At 56.7% G+C, this 16,866-nt stretch carries 15 protein-coding genes; 8 read left to right on the top strand and 7 right to left on the bottom strand.

Translation table 11 applies throughout. From position 1 onward, the window contains the following. Positions 1-76: 76 nt before the first annotated feature. Positions 77-748, top strand: a complete 672-nt coding sequence (scpB, locus tag HNQ64_RS08235) for an SMC-Scp complex subunit ScpB (protein WP_184207393.1) — start codon at positions 77-79, stop codon at positions 746-748. 5 nt (positions 749-753) lie between these two features. Then, a complete protein-coding gene (gene pheA / locus HNQ64_RS08240) occupies positions 754-1,842 on the top strand; it encodes a chorismate mutase (RefSeq protein ID WP_184207395.1) in 1,089 nt (362 codons plus the stop codon). 1,355 nt (positions 1,843-3,197) lie between these two features. On the opposite strand, the gene HNQ64_RS08245 is transcribed toward pheA, so the two are convergent. After that, the gene (locus HNQ64_RS08245; protein ID WP_184207397.1) at positions 3,198-3,737 is read right to left on the bottom strand and encodes an RrF2 family transcriptional regulator; all 540 of its coding nucleotides are present in this window, start codon (positions 3,735-3,737) and stop codon (positions 3,198-3,200) included. 183 nt (positions 3,738-3,920) lie between these two features. Between HNQ64_RS08245 and ilvC the strand changes: the two genes are divergently transcribed. Continuing rightward, entirely contained in the window at positions 3,921-4,949 is a 1,029-nt protein-coding gene (gene ilvC, locus HNQ64_RS08250) for a ketol-acid reductoisomerase (RefSeq protein ID WP_184207399.1), read from the top strand. A 190-nt stretch (positions 4,950-5,139) separates the two neighbouring features. Here ilvC and HNQ64_RS08255 read toward each other — a convergent pair whose 3' ends face one another. Beyond that, positions 5,140-5,334, bottom strand: coding sequence for a hypothetical protein (locus HNQ64_RS08255; protein WP_184207401.1), 195 nt, complete (start codon positions 5,332-5,334; stop codon positions 5,140-5,142). A 121-nt stretch (positions 5,335-5,455) separates the two neighbouring features. On the opposite strand from HNQ64_RS08255, the gene HNQ64_RS08260 reads away from it, so the two are divergent. After that, positions 5,456-6,811, top strand: a complete 1,356-nt coding sequence (locus HNQ64_RS08260; RefSeq protein WP_184207403.1) for an alkaline phosphatase family protein — start codon at positions 5,456-5,458, stop codon at positions 6,809-6,811. Positions 6,812-7,878: 1,067 nt separating this feature from the next. On the opposite strand, the gene HNQ64_RS08265 is transcribed toward HNQ64_RS08260, so the two are convergent. After that, positions 7,879-8,337, bottom strand: coding sequence for a hypothetical protein (locus HNQ64_RS08265; protein ID WP_184207405.1), 459 nt, complete (start codon positions 8,335-8,337; stop codon positions 7,879-7,881). Between the two features lie 309 nt (positions 8,338-8,646). Between HNQ64_RS08265 and HNQ64_RS08270 the strand changes: the two genes are divergently transcribed. Genes HNQ64_RS08270 through HNQ64_RS08280 form a run of 3 tightly spaced genes read left to right on the top strand, consistent with a single transcriptional unit; the run spans position 8,647 to position 13,398 of the window. Next, a complete protein-coding gene (locus HNQ64_RS08270; protein WP_184207407.1) occupies positions 8,647-9,747 on the top strand; it encodes a hypothetical protein in 1,101 nt (366 codons plus the stop codon). A 43-nt stretch (positions 9,748-9,790) separates the two neighbouring features. Then, positions 9,791-12,568, top strand: coding sequence for a transglutaminase domain-containing protein (locus tag HNQ64_RS08275; protein WP_184207409.1), 2,778 nt, complete (start codon positions 9,791-9,793; stop codon positions 12,566-12,568). A gap of 2 nt (positions 12,569-12,570) precedes the next feature. Further along, positions 12,571-13,398 (top strand): hypothetical protein, encoded by an 828-nt coding sequence (locus HNQ64_RS08280; RefSeq protein WP_184207411.1) that lies wholly within the window; start codon positions 12,571-12,573, stop codon positions 13,396-13,398. Between the two features lie 271 nt (positions 13,399-13,669). Here the strand turns inward: HNQ64_RS08280 and HNQ64_RS08285 are convergent, their stop codons facing one another. The 4 genes from HNQ64_RS08285 to HNQ64_RS08300 form a co-directional block, all read right to left on the bottom strand. Next, a complete protein-coding gene (locus tag HNQ64_RS08285) occupies positions 13,670-14,542 on the bottom strand; it encodes a hypothetical protein (protein ID WP_184207413.1) in 873 nt (290 codons plus the stop codon). Between the two features lie 10 nt (positions 14,543-14,552). Continuing rightward, the gene (locus HNQ64_RS08290) at positions 14,553-14,903 is read right to left on the bottom strand and encodes a hypothetical protein (RefSeq protein ID WP_184207415.1); all 351 of its coding nucleotides are present in this window, start codon (positions 14,901-14,903) and stop codon (positions 14,553-14,555) included. 82 nt (positions 14,904-14,985) lie between these two features. Beyond that, positions 14,986-15,465, bottom strand: a complete 480-nt coding sequence (locus HNQ64_RS08295) for a hypothetical protein (RefSeq protein ID WP_184207417.1) — start codon at positions 15,463-15,465, stop codon at positions 14,986-14,988. A gap of 44 nt (positions 15,466-15,509) precedes the next feature. Beyond that, a complete protein-coding gene (locus HNQ64_RS08300; protein WP_184207420.1) occupies positions 15,510-15,869 on the bottom strand; it encodes a hypothetical protein in 360 nt (119 codons plus the stop codon). Positions 15,870-16,063: 194 nt separating this feature from the next. Between HNQ64_RS08300 and HNQ64_RS08305 the strand changes: the two genes are divergently transcribed. Then, a complete protein-coding gene (locus HNQ64_RS08305; RefSeq protein ID WP_184207422.1) occupies positions 16,064-16,864 on the top strand; it encodes an undecaprenyl-diphosphate phosphatase in 801 nt (266 codons plus the stop codon). The last annotated feature ends 2 nt before the right edge of the window (positions 16,865-16,866 follow it).

Genomic DNA, 16,866 nt, shown 5'->3' on the forward strand with positions numbered 1-16,866 from the left:
GCCTTCCCCTCCTAGCCCCCCCCCGGAAGCCCGGCTTGACTCCCCCGGCTGGCTCGCTTTGGGTGGCAGGCCAGTCATGCACCTGAACGCCATCGTTGAATCCCTGCTCTTTGCGACCCAGGAGCCTCTGCCCCTGACGCAGATGGTGACGGCGGTGAAGGACACGGCGAAGGACATCCGCGATGCCACGCCCGAGGGCGAAACGGTGCCGGAATGGATCGAGCCCCTGCTGACGGTGGATGAGCTCAGCCTGCGCGTGGCCATTGATGAACTGGTGGCGCATTACGAGGCTGACGGCCGCGCCTTCACCATTGTGGAGCGCAGCCACGGCTGGCGACTCTGTGCCAAAGTGGACTATGTGGAGTGGTGCCGCGCGCTTTATCCCGGGAAAAAAGTGCAGCGCCTCAGCCAGCCTGCGCTGGAGACCCTGGCCATCATCGCCTACCGCCAGCCCATCACCAAAGCCGGTGTGGAGGCCGTGCGCGGCGTGAGTGTGGATGCCATGGTGCAGCAGCTCGTGGATCGCGGGCTGGTGAAGATCGAAGGCCGGGCGGATCTGCCCGGCCGCCCCCTGCTGTATGGCACCACGGATGCCTTCCTGGACCACTTTGCCGTGCGCACGCTGGACGAGCTGCCAAACGCCAGCGAGCTGCGCCGCGTGAAGCTGCCCACCCCAGACTCTGAACAACCTGGGGCCGCTGCCCCGGAGGAAACCCAGCTTTCCCTCGCCCCCGCCGCCTCTGAGTAATGCCCATGTCCCTCGAAGATACCCGCATCAAGATTGACGCCATCGATCAACAGCTCATCCGCCTGCTCAATGAGCGGGCCGAGCTGGTGCACGTCATCGGCGAGATCAAAAAGAAAGACGGCCTGGACATCTACGTCCCCGGCCGCGAGGACAAACTGCTGCGCAAGCTCTGCGAGCTGAATGCCGCCCAGCAGGGCCTGCTCACGGAAAAGGCCATCCGAGCCATCTTCCGCGAGATCATGAGCGCGGCCCTAGCGCTGGAAAACAGCATGAAGATCTCCTTTCTCGGCCCCGCCGGGAGCTGGACCCACCAGGTGGCCATCAATAAATTTGGCAACAGCGTCTCCTACGTGGCCGAGGCCAGCACCGAGGGCGTCTTTTCCCGCGTGGCCTGCCAGGGCGTGGACTACGGCGTGCTGCCCATCGAGCACTCCACCGAAGGGGCCGTGCACCACACGCTGGATCACCTGGTGGATTCAGAGCTGCAGATCTACGCCGAGATCCTCTGGAAAGTGGAAACCGTCGTCATGGCCAAGGGTGATGCCGCCTCCGTCAAAGTCATCTACGGGCACCCCCAGATGCTGGCCCAGTGCCGTCCCTGGTTAGGCCAGTGCTACCCCCACGCCACGCTCATCGAAAGCGCCTCCTCCAGCCTGGCCGCCACCCATGCGGAAAGCGAGCCCGGCACCGCCGCCCTGGGCACCCCGCTGAGTGCAGAGCTGCACAGCCTGCGCGTGCTCTCCACCTCCCCGCGCGAGCACGCCACCCGCGCCCGTTTCATCATCCTGGGCCGCCGCAGCGGCGCCCCCACCGGGCATGACAACACCATGCTCATGGTGCATGCACGCGATCGCGTAGGCGCGCTGCTGGAGGTGCTGCAAGTCTTCGCCAGCCGAAACGTCAACGTGCGGCAGATCGAAAATCGCCCCGTCCCAGGCGACCTCACCGGCGAGCAGGCCCGGTTTTTCCTAGAGATCAGCGGTCATCACGAAGAACCCTCCCTGCAGGAAGCCATCGCCGACCTGACCACCCAAGGCGCCAAAGTCAAAGTGCTCGGCAGCTACCCCGCCCCCGGCTGGGTGGAGGAGCGGTGAGGGGGAGGGAAAAATAAGGAAAGTGGGGAAGCAGAAAGCAGCCCGCGGAAAGGGCTCTATGAATGGTCGTCCCGTCCCGCACGCGGGACGGTCTAGAGTTGAGGTCTAACAGGAAGTGTGGCGAGGCAGAGGAAGGGCCACGTCCGCCAGTACAGTATTCATCACTCTCCGAGTGATGCCGTTCGCCCCATGCCAAGCTTCGTCTGCACCCTTCTCGCGCCCCTCCGGGGCGCTTTGGCTTTGACGCGCTTTGGGTTATTCGCAGGACCGGGGGTTTCGCTCGTGCCTCGCTGCACCCCCGGCTACTCTTCTTTTGCCCCTCCGGGGCGGGGTGCAAGGGAAGGTAGGGCGCAGGGTCCCCATGCGCAGCAGTCGGGGGAAGAGCCACGTCCACAAGTACAGTATTCATCACTCTCCGAGTGATGCGTCCGCCCCAAAGCGCACCCGTCCGCCTCCTCCCCCCGCCCTGGAAGGGCGAAAGAACAATAGCCGGGGGTGAAGGTGCGCAGCACCGAGAACCCCCGGACCCCCGCCTAACCAACAACGCATCACCACCCGCCGCGCCCTGGAGGGGCGCGAGAAACCACCGTCCGCCCCCTCTTCTCCCCCCGATGCCGGAGGCATCGCAGCCGGTAGCCAGGGGTAAAGTGAGTCCCGCATGCGGGACGAACGCACCCCTGGTTGGGCAAAAAAAGCACCCGCACCCAAGGTCGCATCCTGGAAGGATGCCAGCGAGATCCGGCGGGCCAATGCACCTCCGCCAACGCTCGCACTCCCTCCCCAGACCATCCCGCACACGGGACGATCTAGGATCGAGGCCTAACGGGAAGTGTGGCGGGGTAGAGCGCACAGTCCCCCTGCGCAGCATGCCTGATGGCGATGTGCCCCTCAGACGTGAAGTAGAAAGGGTGCGAACGAGGATGTCTCGGGCGGACGCCATCACTCGGAGAGTGATGGATACTGTACCTGCGGACGCGGCCTCCCCCCGCCCCGGAGGGGCGAAAGAACAATAGCCGGGGGTGAAGGTGCGCAGCACCGAGAACCCCCGGACCCCCGCCTAACCAACAACGCATCACCACCCCGCCGCGCCCTGGAGGGGCGCGAGAAACGCCCTCGCACCCAGCCGTCTCCCCCTCCACATCTCCAGCCGCGAACACCCACCGACCGGAGCGCAAATATCCTATTCGCCTCACCCTCCCAGCACGTCCGGAGTCCTCCCCACCCCCGTTCGCCCCCTCTCCCAGACCTTCCCGCGCCCGCTCCATGGCGAAAGAGGATGGCTTGGGGCGAACGCCATCACTCGGAGAGTGATGGATACTGTACCTGCGGACGCGGCCTCCCCCCACCCGGCCCCCCTACACCGGCGTGTCCAGCAGCACCGCCAGAAAGCCATCGGCAGGGTCGGCATGGCGGGCCTTGCTGGTTTTTTTCGTCGCCTTTTTCTTCGAGGTCCCGCACTGCTCCTGCTTGCGCAGCGTCACCTCCACCACGTGCTCCAGCGTGTAGCGATCCAGGATATTGGCGATGGCATTGCGCACATCGATCATCAGCATCCGCAGGCCGCAGTGCTCCTCATCCGGGCAGGTGCACTTTTCATATTCCGTCTCACTCGCGCAGCCGATGGGGGCCAGCTTGCCATCAATGAGGCGGACGATTTCACCCATCTTGATCCCGCTCATAGGCCGGGCCAAACGAGCCCCGCCATGCTTGCCGCGCAGGCTTTCCACATAGCCCGCCGTGCGCAATTCAAACAGGATGGCTTCGAGAAATTTGAAGGGCAGGTGCTCCTGCTCAGCGAGGGAGGATACGGAGATCACCCCTTCACCATTGCGGTCAGCGACACCCAGGCGAATCATGGTGCGGAGGGCGTACTCCCCGCGTTTGGTCAGTCTCATACCGAGGATGTAGGCCAGAATCTCGACCTCGCAAGTATGGCTTTAAAGGTTGTCAAACCTGCCCTCAGGAGGGCGCTGGGCCGCCGGGGCGCGCTGCACCCGGCCTAACCGTCTGTCAACTCCTCCTTGACCATCCCCCTGTGTTGCACCACTCTGCGCGCCCTCTAACCAGACCCATAACTAATGCCCGCAAAAATCTACACTGAAAAAGACGCCAGCCTGGCGCCTCTCAAAGGCAAAACCTGCGCCGTGATCGGCTTTGGCTCGCAGGGCCATGCACACGCCCTGAACCTCAAGGAAAGCGGCGTGAACGTCATCATCGGTCTGTATGCCGGCAGCAAGAGCCGCAAGGTCGCTACCGAAAAAGGCTTCAAAGTTTATGACACCGCTGAAGCTGTGAAGCTCGCTGACGTCATCTTCGTCGCCGTGCCAGACACCAAAATCGGCGGTGTTTACAAGGCCGACATCGCCCCGAACCTGACCAAGGGCAAGACCCTCCTCTTCAGCCACGGCTTCGCCATCCATTACAAGACCGTCGTCCCGCCGAAGGATGTGAACGTCATCATGGTCGCCCCGAAAGGCCCAGGCCACATCGTCCGCCGTCAATACACCGAAGGCAAAGGCGTCCCAGGGCTCATCGCCATCTATCAGGACCCTTCCAAAAAATCCAAGCAGATCGCTCTCGCTTGGGCCCACGGCGTGGGTTGCACCCGTGGCGGCGTCATCCAGACCGACTTCAAGGAAGAAACCGAAACCGATCTCTTCGGTGAGCAGACCGTCCTTTGCGGCGGCACCAGCGCCCTCGTGCAGGCTGGTTTCGAAGTGCTGGTCGAGGCCGGCTACTCCCCTGAAATGGCTTACTTCGAGTGCCTCCATGAGCTCAAACTCATCGTGGACCTCATGAACGAGTCCGGCATCGCCGGCATGCGTTTCTCCATCTCTGAAACCGCCAAGTGGGGCGACGTCAAAGTCGGTCCAAAGATCATTGACGCCAGCGTCAAGAAGCGCATGAAGGCAGCTCTGAAGGAAATTCAGAACGGCAAGTTCGCCAAGGAGTGGATCAAGGAAACCGAAAGCGGTTACAAGACCTTCAACAAGCTGCTCAAAGACGGCGAGAAGCACCCGATCGAGAAGACCGGCGCTCGCCTCCGCAGCCTGATGCCATGGATCAAGAAGCGCGACTTCAAAGGCCAGCAGGCCAGCTACGAGTGATGAAAGCGGTCGTGAAAAACGGCCCCTCACACCTCTGACAATCTTGAGTGCGGGTCCGAAAGGACCCGCGCTTTTTTTGCGCACTGCAGTCCCGTCCCGCACGCGGGACGGTCTAGAAAAGTGTGGTTCTGACTTCAGCGCTCCCACCCCGCTAAAAAAGCACACGGCAGGGCCAGCCTCAGGACCTCACTCAGGGATCCATCAACTTGAAATCGTCTCTGTAGAGAGCAGGCACCTCCTTCAGTCGCTCCTCTTTGAACCGATCATGACTCACGGCGACCGAAACAATGAGCACGGCGGCACCCACCGCCACCACGACCACGAGGGTGATGAGAATTTTGCCCCAAGTGATTCGGCGAGGGGGAGGGGAGTTTCCGCGAAGCATCTAGGAGAATGAAGCAGGAAGACGGAAACATCAAAGATTGATTTCCCCTCGCCTCCTTCCCACGACAGAACTCTCCCAGGCTGGTTGAAGAATGCCTTTATGATGACCGTACTGTCTGCCCATGATTTTTCGACCTCTCCTCCTGGCCCTTGGTATAACGGCGACGCTTTCTGCGGCAGATAAAGACCAGCACGTCGTGCTCATCAGTCTGGATGGCTTCCCCGCCTGGATGTGGAAGGACCCCTCCCTGGCCGTGCCAAATCTGCGCAAGCTCGCCGCCGATGGCGCGCAGACGCAGGCCATGACCGTCTCCAACCCCTCCATCACCTGGATCAACCACACCACCATGGTCACCGGGGTGAACCCGCGCAAACACGGCGTGCTCTTCAATGGCCTCCTGGTGCGGGGGGAAGGGAACAAGCCGCCGAAAGTCGAACCTTGGGTGCATAAGAATCGCCTCGTGCATGTGCCCACCCTCTATGACATCGCCCACCAGGAAGGCCTCACCACCGCCGAAGTGGACTGGGTGGCCATCAAAGATGCAGAGACCATCACCTGGAGCTTTGAGGAACTGCCGAATGCGGACCGCCCTATCGAAAAAGAAATGATCGCCGCCGGGCTGCTGACGGCGGAGCAAATCTCCTGGATGAACCCCGGCCCGCAGCGCAAGAACATGGCCTGGCATGACCTCACCTGGACCCTGGCCGCCAGCCACATCCTCAAGACGCACAAGCCTAACTTACTTTTGTACCACACCCTGAATACCGACGGCATGCACCACCGCTACGGCCCGGCCAACATGGCCAGCTACACCGCCCTGGCCTACACAGATCGGCTCGTGGGTGACCTCGTGAAAGCCGTGGAAGAAGCCGGGCTGAAGGACAAGACCACCTTCGTCATCGCCACCGACCACGGCTTCAAAAAAGTCACCCACTACGTCTTCCCCAACGTGGCCCTGAAAAAAGCCGGTTATGCCAAAGCCTTTGGCAATGCCATCACCCAGTGCGAAGTCGCCGCCATGACCCAGGGCGGCCTCTGCTTCATCTACGTGCTGGACCCCGCCCGCAAAGCCGAGCTACTGCCCAAGCTCAAAGAACTCTTCGCCGCCACCGAGGGCGTGGACAAGGTGATTGATGGCAACGACGGCCCCACCCTCGGCATGCCCACCCCAGCGGAAAACCAGGGCATGGGCGACCTCGTGCTGTATGCCAAGGCCGGCTACGCCTTTAACAACGGCGCAGCCGGTGAAGCCGTCACCGGCCCCAGCGTGGACTACGGCGGCACCCATGGTTACCCAAACACCGACCCCGAACTGGACGGCATCTTCATCGCCTCCGGCAAAGGCATCCAAAAAGGCATCATCCTCCCCCGCATGGCGAATCTCGACATCGCCCCCACCATCGCCCGCCTGCTGGACATCACCCTGCCCGCGCCCGATGGCCGCGTGCTGGAAGAAATCTTGGAACCCCGGAAGTGATTTAAAAAGGGCAGGGAGGGGCAGGGAGAAAGGTAGGGCGCAGGGTCCCCATGCGCAGCAGGGCGGGGGAAGGCCACGTCCGCGAGTACAGTATCCATCACTCTCCGAGTGATGCGTTCGCCCTAGCACGCCCCGTCCGCCAGTACAGTATCCATCACTCTCCGAGTGATGCCGTCCGCCCCAAAACGCATCGTCCGCCAGTACAGTATCCATCACTCTCCGAGTGATGCGTCCGCCCCAGCACGCATCGTCCGCCTCCTCCATCCCGAGCTTCCAAAACCATGCACCGTCCCTCGCCCCGGAGGGGCGAAAGAAAGGTAGCCGGGGGTGCAGCGAGGCACGAGCGAACCCCCCGGACTCGCGAATAACCAACGATGTGGCAAGAGATGCGCCCTGGAGGGGCGCGAGAAACGCCCTCGGACCGAGCCGTCCACCCCCGCCACACCTCCAGCCGCGAACACCCCCGACCGGAGCGCGAATATCCTATTCGCCTGACCTTCCCAGCACGTCCGGACTCCCCCACGCCGTCGTTCGCCCCCTCTCCTCTCTCAGACCGTCCCGCGTGCGGGATGTGACGACATGCTCGGAGTCCTAGAGACGCCCCCCCAAGATCACTTACGCACGCAAAAGGCGTCCACCCCCTCGCGAACCAGGCATGTCTGGGGCGGACGCATCACTCGGAGAGTGATGGATACTGTACCTGCGGACGCAGCCGTTGCCCCACCCCGAGGTGCATCGGGACTCTGCGCCCCACCTTTCCCTGCACCCCCTCGCCCCGGAGGGGCGAAAGCCGTTAGCCGGGGGTGCAGCGAGGCTTGGCGAGCGAAAAACCCCGGACCCACGCCTAACCAAAAACGCGTCACACCCGCCGCGCCCCGGAGGGGCGCGAGAAACGCCCTCGGACCCAGCCGTCCACCCCCTCGCGAACCAGGCATGTCTGGGGCGAACGGCATCACTCGGAGAGTGATAGATACTGTACCTGCGGACGTGGCCATTCCCCCACCTCGCTGCGCATGGGGACCCTGCGCTCGACCTTCGGCCTTGCGCCCCCGCCCCCAAAGGCGCTTTTACGGAGCGCCGTTGGAGACCGCGTGCATCTTTTGCAGCTTCAGGATTTCGATGATCTTGCCCTCATCCTTGCCAAAGAAAGCCGCCGTTAGATCCTGGATTTTCACTCCGGGAGGAGGCGAATCGGTAGGCACAAACTTCAGCTTGATCTCTTTGGAAGGGGCCACTTCATCCTTGCCACCCTTGATGCTCAGGATGGCCTCCACCGGCTTCACTTCCTCCGGTTTCGCGGGGGCCTGCTGGGCCTGGGTGGCAGGGGCGGCGGCGGCCTCCGGGGCAGCCGCCGGGCGTGGCAGCCAGCGTTTCACCAGGATCACCATTTCCTTTTCATTCAGCACGTAAAAGTCCACCAGCTGATTGCCCACCTTCACCTCAGTCACCCGCACAGAGCCATCTTCCTTGAGGAAAGCCGTGCCCTTCAGCAGCATCACCGTCTGGTCATAGCATGCAGAATCCATTTCGCAAATGGGTACCCTTTTCCAAAAAAGCGACATCTCCTCCCTCAGCCCCCGAGCGCCATCACTCCGGCCTCGCTGACAGAGCGCGGGTTGTTAATTCGACTAAATTTCCGCACGCCGACGCAGCCCTGCCTACCCACTTGCTTTTACGCAGCGAAAAAATCAATATGACTCGGATATAAAATGAGAAAATGTGTTGAGACGTGTCCAAGTAAAAAGATTTAAGTTAAATTAAAATAATGCTTTAAGATGAAAAATGAATTTGATAAAAAATAAATTATATTTTATCCAATCTTATAAGTATAACCTATGAATAAGCTTTACATTAAGCCAATTTTAGCCTTTTCAGCGTTTTTCCTGCCGTCATTTGCACCTGTCTTGGCCACGAATCTCACGGCGACCAACCTGACGCTGACCAACAGCATGGCTTTCGGCCTTGTTCAGGTAAGTGACGGTGCCACTGGCAATAACACAGCACCTGGCTTTCGATTAACAGTGGAGCAAGATGCGACCAACGAAACATTTACGAATACAATTTACCATCCTGCGTACACCACCATCGAAGAACAGGTGCAACATGAATATGGCTATGTGGAAATAGGAGGTCACTACCAGGATGTTTATGGGTATGGCATCGTTAATTCCTACTGGGTACCGGATGTCACGGAAGATTTAGGTTACTTCGACGAGAATAACCTATGGGTCTCTGTGCCCACCGTGATGACACCCGGCTACTGGCATGAAGAATGGGGAAATGTCGTCGTTGGGCAGGAATATGTCTCGGGAACTCAGGTTTGGCAGATCATAAATAGCTATACGACTTCTCAAGAGGTTTACCACGATGCCTACACAGAAACCGAAGAGGTCGTCTATCAGTCCTTTCTGCGTCCTAAAATCAAACAGGCTGCTACCCGCACGGATGCCAATTGGGTATGGCAGGTGCCAGAGGCCAATAATAATGCAACGACCATGCGGGACATCTTTGTCCTTTTTGATGGGGGTGTTCGCATTCCCTCCCGCACCGAAGGGGAAGCCATGTCGCTTTTGGCAGACAATCTTACCTATTCACGTGCTGTCCCTGGAACAGATTTTAACGCCACTCAAGCCATCAAAACCCAGGCTGAAAAACTCGTAGTCACTTCTGACCAAGTCTATACAGATACCGCACGGATTAAAGATGAGTCCAGCCTAGCGGCGCATGAGTTGACGCTTAGTAACTCTTACACCAGTCCCCAAAATCAAACAACCACCAAGCTTACTCAAGTTAGAGCCGATGGTGCGTATTTCGGAGGCATGGTCACTGTAAAAGACAATCTTCATGTCGGAGGCGTCATTCGTGTGGCTGAATCAGGAGATCTGTCCATGGGGATCTATAAAAATGGGACTCAGCCCACCTCCAATCAACCCTAATCTATTTTTTGAACGAACGCTTACTGTTTAAAACATATCTCTCATGTCGCTTATCCCCTCCTGGCTCCAGGCGCTCCGCCGAAATCGCGTGCTGCGCGAGCTTACCACAGGTGTTGTTTTAGCCGTTTTATTAATTGGAGCTCATGCGGAATCTTTACCTTGGCCTTATGCCCCAACACCTACTTGGTGGACGACTCGGGGCGTTCTATCTCCGGGTGTTGTTCCTGACGACTTTGCAGCGATCAATCAAGGGCAGTTGAAGAATATTGTCTCAGCCTCCATTGCAGAGATGAATGCAAAGTTAACGGGGGGGGCTGGCCCAGCACTTAATGCCATGGTCAATTCTTGGGCAACCCCATCTTCTCACACCGATGACTTTGCTGTTGTGAATCAAGGTCAAGTTAAGGCTGTGGCGCTTCCCATCTATCAAAGGCTCGTGGAAGTGGGTGTTTTCACAGCTCTTCCTGCGTGGACAAATTCTTCTTCTAGTGGAACTGATGATTACGCCTTAGCAAACATCGGTCAGGTCAAAAACTTATTCGCCTTCAACCTTCCTGAAGCGCCTACTTTAACATTAAAATCTTGGTTCAATCAGCAGTTAGTTTTAGCAAATCAGTTGTCTCCGTTTGGGCTATTAGTGACTGTGACAAATGGAGATGTAACGGTCCCAAATGAAAACGTCACTTTCGAGGTTTTTCAAAGTCAGGGAGGCCTTTTGGAGACCACTAATTTGACGGCTAACCCACTGGCGAGCTTAAGCGTTGTCAGTGATTCGTCAGGTTTTGCCAAATGCCAGTTTCGTGCGCCTTCTCAACCAAGTTATTGCTGGATTCGTGCCAGTCTTAGCAACGAGCAATCTCAATGGTTCTTAATGACGGTTGCAGGAGTCACTGGGCCTTTCCCGAACAATCCTCCTGGCACCACTGGAGTGGACTTTTTACGTGACTCAGACGCCGATGGGATTTCGGACGCCGAAGAAAACGTCAATGGAAGTGACCCAAAAGACGCCACACAATCCCCGCATCCAGAAAACTTCGTTAAATTCAAGAGTTGGACGGCTTATAAATCTGATATAATTAATGTCTTACGCGTCGTAAAATCTGAGGGGCCTGATGAATGGAATTGCTCACGAAAGACACACAACAATACGACGGTGGTACGAGACGAAAAGTCAGTCGAAGCCACGCGTCCGAATTTGGATTTAGATCCCTACACACAGCCTGCCTCGGCAGATTGGAAGCTTGATCCTGGCTTTCAACGCTCTTTTCCATCTAGCCATGTTTTTTCCAACAATCACAATAGTGAGACCAATGATGCCACTAGTAAAATTTTAATTTACTCTTCTCATAAGCTGCAGATTATTTCAGATACTTTATTGACAAAAGACTACAGCTTACGTTTCGCGGTTTATCGTCAAAGGAGGGAGGGGAGTGTGGTCAAGCCAGAAGTGTATGTTGAGACTGTCCAATTAACTTTACCTGCCAATTCACTGGAGGGACAAACAGTCAGTCTGTCCTATGAACCTAAACTCAACTGTAATGACACTTATGTTTTTAAGCCCGTCGAGCCGATAAGTGTTGATCGCGTGAGTTTTGAAAGCTCGTTATCTAATGCACAACATCATTTGCGTTCCGACGATGGTAACACTATCTATAAAGCCCCTCATTGGTGGGATAAAAACCACGATGGGCTGGCGGAGACGGATGAAACGACGGGTGAAAGAAATTACCCCCTTGCATTTAAGCGCGGGAGCCCACTTTCTGTGAAGGTGAAATTTCACACGAGAGGCATTCTCAATTATAGTTATTATCAGGTGAAGGCGGTCGTCACAGGAGGGCTGACTTTGCCTGAAGTAGAGACCGGCGCTTCCTTTGATACGGATGGTTGGCTAACTTTGCAGAGCACTCCCTTTGAGCAAAAACTTAACAATACCATTCAGTTCTACAATGGACAGGGAAATAGTGCCTTCACGATCCAGTGGCAAGTGAGGGAAGGAGATAGTGGCTCATGGCTAGACGCTGGAACGACCAAACACACCTTTTATATTACTGGTGGCGATCGTCCATCAGGCGATGATTATAATTACCTGCCAGAGACATTTCTTAATGTAGCTTGTCGTAATGCACATGGTCTTGGCGACAACCCACAGCAGGTGGTGGATGCTGTCTTTTCTGAATTTATGGATAGAAAAGTTTGTCGGGTGATTCCGTCAACGGGGAATCCTCAAGCGGATCCGATGGTTTATGCCCACGATGAGGACACTCTTGGATTTGACTCCATAGTTAATTTTATAGCTTTAGGAAAGGGGCGCTGCGGGCACTGGGCAAATTTATTTTCTGATTGTCTTCGCCTGCACGGCATTAATGAGTCTGAACAAGTTGTTATAGAGCCGGAAGATCCTAATACCGTTAATAGCATTCCATTTTCGAAGACTAACTGGAGGTTTAAAGATGCTTACGAAAGTAAAGAAGGCTTCAGTTTATCTCTTTCATATCCCTTTTCTGAAGCTCTATTGTTTATAAACAATTGGGATATTTCTGATGTTTGGAATCCAATACCAAAAACAGCAGTGCCTGCACAAGGAACTGACAATCCAAGTATGTATTTTGCTGATCATGTTGTTAATAAATTTAATGGTAAAATTTATGATTCTTCTTATGGAGTTAAATTTGATAATTTGGTCGATTGGGAGGACTCTGCATTGGCTGCTAGAGGTGCGTGGGCTATTCCTTCTGGCATTAACCGACCGGATTTGTTTTGGATCGAGATAGCAAATCAACCAAATTCACGTGAAACTTATTCTCGTGAAAATTCAGATTGACTATGAATTTTAATATCTTGTCTGCAATCTATTTTTTTAGCTTGTTCCATACTTGCATGTTCAGTGCGGAACCAGATAAACAACAAAACCGCATCATATATAAAGATCAGGGAGGTGAACTTCATCAGGTCTATAACAAAGGAACGGGACAAAATGTTTTTATGTGGGAACCCAAAGGTGAGAAGGCAGAATTGGTTCACGATTTTAGTGGCGGGCGTAAGATAGCTCCAGGCAAATTCTATCGAATGGGAGATGAATTGGCCGGTATGACGTGCAGTCCTGTGGGTAGCCTAACCTACCATTTGTTTACGCGCACGGCGGAGGGTTGGCGGGAATCCATTTCCACACCTACGGGAAGTATTTCGGTATTTTTCAACCATCAGGAATGGATCTCTACGCGTGAAATAAGGACCTATGATCGTCAGGGGAAACGCATGGACTTTGTCGTCACAGACATACCTTTGATCCCAAATTCCCCGGACAATAACGCCAAGCTCATTCTCCTTAATGGCCAGCCTTATCATCCTCGTGGCATTGATATGGGAGGAGCTATTTGGGACCAGCCATTAGAAAAGATTTTGGCGGATCACGAGGCTCGCTTAAAAGCCGCCAAGGTGAAAGAAGCTCAGAAATCGGTCCCTAAATCTAGCGAAAAAAATCCCTCATCCGGAAAGCCTGATGCGGCTACCGGGAAGAAAATTCTCCTGCCGGTTTCAGGGCTGGATGCAGAGAGAGGTACGGCTTTCTACTGGGCCGTGGGCGGTAGTGTCGCGGCGGTTCTCATCCTCGCTTTTTGGGTGAAAAAATCAGGAGGTTCACGAAAGGGTTAAATTGGAAAGAGTAGCTTTTTAAAAGCTCCCTCTCCCACCTTCAAAATAAGATTAGCCGAGAAATTCATCAGTGACCAAAACGAAGGTCAGGCACTTTAGGCATCGGGAGTTAGGCAAAGACCCCGCAGTGAACACCCTCCCGCACCCCTTTGGCAATGCCAATCCGGGCACCCAGCGCTCCGGCACACTTAGCCCCCAGACCACGTTCATAAAAAAGCAGCCCGCAGGGAAGCGGGCTGCCGTGTGGGGGAAAGGGGGTCTCAGTCGAGCCTCAGCGAGTGGTCACCGTGGGGGAGGTGAACTTCTTGCGCTGGATCTCCAGCACCTTGCGCTTGGAGGTCAGGATGGCGATCTCGCGATCCAGCCGCTGCGCACGGTCTTTCTGCCGATGGCGGTAGGCCGCTGTGCCTGGTTTCAGGTGCGCATCCATGCCGACGAAAGGCGCATTCTTCGCCTGCTGCAGTTGGTTGATGCGCTTCGTGATCGCATTGATGTGCGTGCCAAAGACCTTCACTTTTTCGTCGTAGGTCAGCTCCGCGCCAGTCGGCTCCATGGAGATGTTGCTGTATTGAAACTGCTTCGGCGCGCTGTCCTTGAAGCTGGTGGAACTGGTGGCGACCACGGTGTCCAGCGCCTGCGTCGTTTCCGGCTCGATGAGGTCCAGACGGAAGTAATCTTTCAAATGCGCTGGCAGGTCCTGGGCGGGGATTTTCAGGATGCCATCGCCCGTCTGCACAGAGAGGTTCGTATCGTCAAAGTTCAGCACCTTCGCCGTGCGCAGCACCTTGCCATCGGGCAGTTCTAAGAACTCGATGACACTGCCACGGGCCGAGCCGCGGCGGGCCTCCACGATGTTTTGATACGCGCGCTTTTGAGTTTCGATGGCGTCATTCAGGGCCACCATCACACTGCGTGCTTCCACCAGGGCTTGGTTCGAGTCATAAAGCCGGCGCTGCAGCTCATAGTGCCGCTTCAGCGTCTCTACATAACTGTGGCGGTCCGCCAGAGCGGTCTTGGACAGGTTCAACTGCCGCCGGGTGGTTTCCCGCACTTGAGACGCCTCCATCTGCTTGTCCTTCAGGTACGTGAAGAAGGAAAAGCCCACGAGAGCCACACAAAAAAGAATGCCTAGGATGCTCTTCATCGGGGGGGATTTATTCGTTGTTCAGCGTGTGCAGGCGGGAGGATTCCTCGCGCAGCATTTGCAGGTAGGTATTCCGGCTGGCCATGTTCACCTTCAGGTCCAGCAGCTCCGCCTCCACCTTTTGCACATGCTCACTCAGCGGCGGGTAAAAAGGGTCCGTATTCAGGCCGATCTTGGCCACCGTGGTGGGCGGGAGTTGCGTGCGGTAGTATTCGATGTGCTGATCGTACAGCGGGATCAGGCGATCCACCTCCTGCTTCTCCTGGAGCAGGGAGGCCGTCTCTGCCTGGATCTGGCGCAGCTCAAAGCAGCTCGTTAGAAAAGGGGTGATGGCCAGCAGCAGCGTGGCCTTCCAGGTCATGACAGACCTAGGGCGCGGAGGCAGGGATAAAGTCTGCATGAAAAAGGGGGGAGGGGAGGGGGACTGAAAAAAAGCGAGAGCTTCAGGGGTAGTGCAGGGTCTTGCGCAGATCCGCAGGCAGGTCGCTCGGCAGCAGCTTTTGCACACCACTGGTTAGGCTGATGGAAAGGCCACTGTCTTCGACTTTCAGGATTCGCACTTGAGCAAGTTTCCGGCCATCCAGCAGCGTCAGTTCCGGGATGATCCGTCCCACCTGCGCCTGGCGGTCGCGGTTGATGATGTCCACACGCTCCTTGCTCAGGCGGCTCAGTGTGTCCTTCAGCAGGCGTTCTTTTTCCTGGATGGCAGCTATCTCACCGCGCTTCGCCTGCACCTTTTGTTGCAGCTCCAGCAGGCTCACATAGGTCTGCAAGTCCGCCCGGCGGGTCAGCACATTCTGCTCATAGCCAGGCAGAGTTTGGCTGAGATCGGCGATCTGCTTTTGGCCCTTGGAGTGCTGGTCATAAAGATACCAGCCACCCACAGCCGCGGCGAAAATCAGTAAGGCAAAAAAGTTTTTCATAATCCAAAAAAGAGGTCAAACAAGAACGGAAAAAGCCACCTCCCTCACGGGCGGGCACGCAGGCTGGCCAGCTCCGCTTCCAGGGCCTTCACCGCCGCATTCGTCGCTTCATAGCTCTGGATCGCCTTGCTCAGTTCCTGCTCTCCCATCTTGAGGTTCTGCTCCAGCAGACCCACCTGCTTACTTGCCAGTTGGGTCGTGGCTACGCTGGGTGGCAGCTTCTCACGCAGGGCCTGCAGCTTCTGGTCCAGGTCTTGACTTTCCGCACTCAGAGCCGCCATTTTGGCCTCCAGCTCCCGCTTCTGGGCCTGCACCTGAGTGTAGTTGAAGTCCTTGCAGCTCACTACGCTGAGGCTTAGAAAGACGCAGGCAAAACGGGCGAAAAAGGAGGCGGCTGCATTCATACAGGGATGCTCAAAGGCTATCAGGAAGCTTAGGGTATGTCAATCGGGGATCCATCTATGGAAGTCAAGGTCAGTCATAGATGTGACAGGATTGTTTCCCTCGTCTCTCCGCAGGGCTTGCAATCTGCTGGATCGGCCCGTAAGTCACCTCCCGCTTCCTTCCTCCAGCGTTTGTTTTCCTGACCTGTTTTCTCATGCCCGACTGGCTCTCCGTTATCTTGCTTGGCATCATCGAAGGTGTTACCGAGTTCCTCCCCATCTCCTCCACGGGGCATCTTTTGATTCCCCAGACCCTCGGCTGGTTACCTGCCAAAAGTGACCTCTTTAACGTGGTCATCCAGAGTGGGGCCGTGCTCGCCGTGCTCGCCGTCTTCACCCAGCGGGTAAAGCAGTTAGCCTTCAGCCTCGGCAGCCCAGAGACGCGGGATTACCTGGCCAAATTAGCCGCCGCTTTCATCCTCACCGCCGCCGGTGGCCTGGTCATCAAAAAGCTGGATGTGGAGCTGCCAGAAACCGTGCCCCCCGTGGCCTGGGCCACCCTCATCGGTGGCATCATCATCCTCTGGCTGGAGCGCGTGTATCGGGGGAAAGCAGGCACCACTGAGATCACCTGGGTCGTCGTCGCCGCCGTAGCCGCCGCGCAGCTACTCGCCGCCGTTTTTCCCGGCACCTCCCGCTCCGGGGCCAGCATCATGATGGCCATGGCCTTCGGCATCGCCCGGCCTGCCGCCACCGAGTTCTCCTTCCTCCTCGGCATCCCCACCCTCATGGCTGCCGGCGGGCTGAAAATCTTTTCCGAGATCAAAGATCACGGCGTGGGTGGCGAAGACTGGTCCATGGTGGCCCTAGGCACCCTGGTCAGTGCCCTGTCCGCCTTCGTCGTGGTAAAGTGGCTCATCCGTTTCGTGCAGAGCCACACCTTCAATAGCTTTGCCATCTACCGCATCCTCCTCGGTGCGGGATTGCTGATTTACGCGGCCACACTCAACCACTGAAC

Origin of the sequence: Prosthecobacter dejongeii (assembly GCF_014203045.1) — a bacterium.
In the GTDB taxonomy this organism is placed as follows: Bacteria; Verrucomicrobiota; Verrucomicrobiia; order Verrucomicrobiales; family Verrucomicrobiaceae; genus Prosthecobacter; species Prosthecobacter dejongeii.